This is a genomic window from Uniformispora flossi (genome assembly GCF_049534875.1).
GTDB classification, from domain to species: Bacteria; Actinomycetota; Actinomycetes; order Streptomycetales; family Streptomycetaceae; genus Yinghuangia; species Yinghuangia aomiensis.
Map to the genome: position 1 here is coordinate 2005 of NZ_JBMULZ010000046.1, position 2431 is coordinate 4435.

The window sequence follows — 2431 nt, forward strand, 5'->3', positions numbered from 1 at the left end:
CAGTCGCGCGCCCAAGACCCGAAGCGGAGTGATCTAGCCATGGGCAGGGTGAAGCGGAGGTAAGACTTCGTGGAGGCCCGAACCCACCAGGGTTGAAAACCTGGGGGATGACCTGTGGTTAGGGGTGAAAGGCCAATCAAACTCCGTGATAGCTGGTTCTCCCCGAAATGCATTTAGGTGCAGCGTCGTGTGTTTCTTGCCGGAGGTAGAGCACTGGATGGTTGATGGGCCTCACCGGGTTACTGAGATCAGCCAAACTCCGAATGCCGGTAAGTGAGAGCGCGGCAGTGAGACTGCGGGGGATAAGCTCCGTGGTCGAGAGGGAAACAGCCCAGAGCACCGACTAAGGCCCCCAAGCGTGCGCTAAGTGGGAAAGGATGTGGAGTCGCAGAGACAACCAGGAGGTTGGCTTAGAAGCAGCCACCCTTGAAAGAGTGCGTAATAGCTCACTGGTCAAGTGATTCCGCGCCGATAATGTAGCGGGGCTCAAGCGCACCGCCGAAGTCGTGTCATTCGTGCATAAGCCAAGCCTTTGTGGTTCAGGCGCACGGATGGGTAGGGGAGCGTCGTGCAGCGAGTGAAGTCGCGGTGGAAGCCAGCGGTGGACGCTGCACGAGTGAGAATGCAGGCATGAGTAGCGAATCACACGTGAGAAACGTGTGCGCCGGATGACCAAGGGTTCCTGGGGCAGGCTAATCCGCCCAGGGTAAGTCGGGACCTAAGGCGAGGCCGACAGGCGTAGTCGATGGACAACGGGTTGATATTCCCGTACCCGCTACGATGCGCCAGCGCTGAACCCATCAATGCTAAGGCCGTGAAGCGGCCGGCGGAGTCTTCGGACCGAGCTGGTGCAGTGGAGCCGCTGACCCGAAGTGGTAGTAGGTGAGCGATGGGGTGACGCAGGAAGGTAGTCCAGCCCGGGCGGTGGTTGTCCCGGGGTAAGGGTGTAGGGCGTGGTGTAGGCAAATCCGCACCATATTGAGCCTGAGACCTGATGCCGACCCGATTGAGGGGAAGTGGATGATCCTATGCTGCCGAGAAAAGCCTCTAGCGAGTGTCGTGGCGGCCCGTACCCCAAACCGACTCAGGTGGTCAGGTAGAGAATACCAAGGCGTTCGGGTGAACTGTGGTTAAGGAACTCGGCAAAATGCCCCCGTAACTTCGGGAGAAGGGGGGCCAGCTCTGGTGCGAAGACTTGCTCTTCAAGCTGGGGGTGGCCGCAGAGACCAGCGAGAAGCGACTGTTTACTAAAAACACAGGTCCGTGCGAAGTCGTAAGACGATGTATACGGACTGACGCCTGCCCGGTGCTGGAACGTTAAGGGGACCGGTTAGCTCTTCGGGGCGAAGCTGAGAACTTAAGCGCCAGTAAACGGCGGTGGTAACTATAACCATCCTAAGGTAGCGAAATTCCTTGTCGGGTAAGTTCCGACCTGCACGAATGGCGTAACGACTTCTCGACTGTCTCAACCACAGGCCCGGTGAAATTGCACTACGAGTAAAGATGCTCGTTTCGCGCAGCAGGACGGAAAGACCCCGGGACCTTTACTATAGCTTGATATTGGTGTTCGGTTCGGCTTGTGTAGGATAGGTGGGAGCCGGTGAACCAGCCACGCCAGTGGTTGGGGAGGCGTCGTTGAAATACCACTCTGGTCGTGCTGGATGTCTAACCTGGGTCCGTGATCCGGATCAGGGACAGTGTCTGGTGGGTAGTTTAACTGGGGCGGTTGCCTCCTAAAGGGTAACGGAGGCGCCCAAAGGTTCCCTCAGCCTGGTTGGCAATCAGGTGTTGAGTGTAAGTGCACAAGGGAGCTTGACTGTGAGACCGACGGGTCGAGCAGGTGCGAAAGCAGGGACTAGTGATCCGGCGGTGGCTTGTGGAAGCGCCGTCGCTCAACGGATAAAAGGTACCCCGGGGATAACAGGCTGATCTTCCCCAAGAGTCCATATCGACGGGATGGTTTGGCACCTCGATGTCGGCTCGTCGCATCCTGGGGCTGGAGTAGGTCCCAAGGGTTGGGCTGTTCGCCCATTAAAGCGGTACGCGAGCTGGGTTTAGAACGTCGTGAGACAGTTCGGTCCCTATCCGCTGTGCGCGTAGGAGTCTTGAGAAGGGCTGTCCCTAGTACGAGAGGACCGGGATGGACGAACCTCTGGTGTGCCAGTTGTTCTGCCAAGGGCATGGCTGGTTGGCTACGTTCGGGAGGGATAACCGCTGAAAGCATCTAAGCGGGAAGCCTGCTTCGAGATGAGGGCTCCCACAGGGTTGACCTGGTAAGGCCCCCGGTAGACGACCGGGTTGATAGGCCGGATGTGGAAGCACAGTAATGTGTGGAGCTGACCGGTACTAATAGGCCGAGGACTTGTCCTCAGATGCTCGCGTCCACTGTGTGGTTCCCGGACCGCAATCGGTTTCGGTGTGAACCACAGTT

The 2431-nt window shown here is 58.2% G+C and carries 1 rRNA gene (cut by a window edge); it reads left to right on the forward strand.

What is annotated here, in order from left to right:
* Window positions 1-2370, forward strand: a 23S ribosomal RNA gene (locus tag ACPA54_RS38930) (it extends 167 nt beyond the left edge of the window).
* The last annotated feature ends 61 nt before the right edge of the window (window positions 2371-2431 follow it).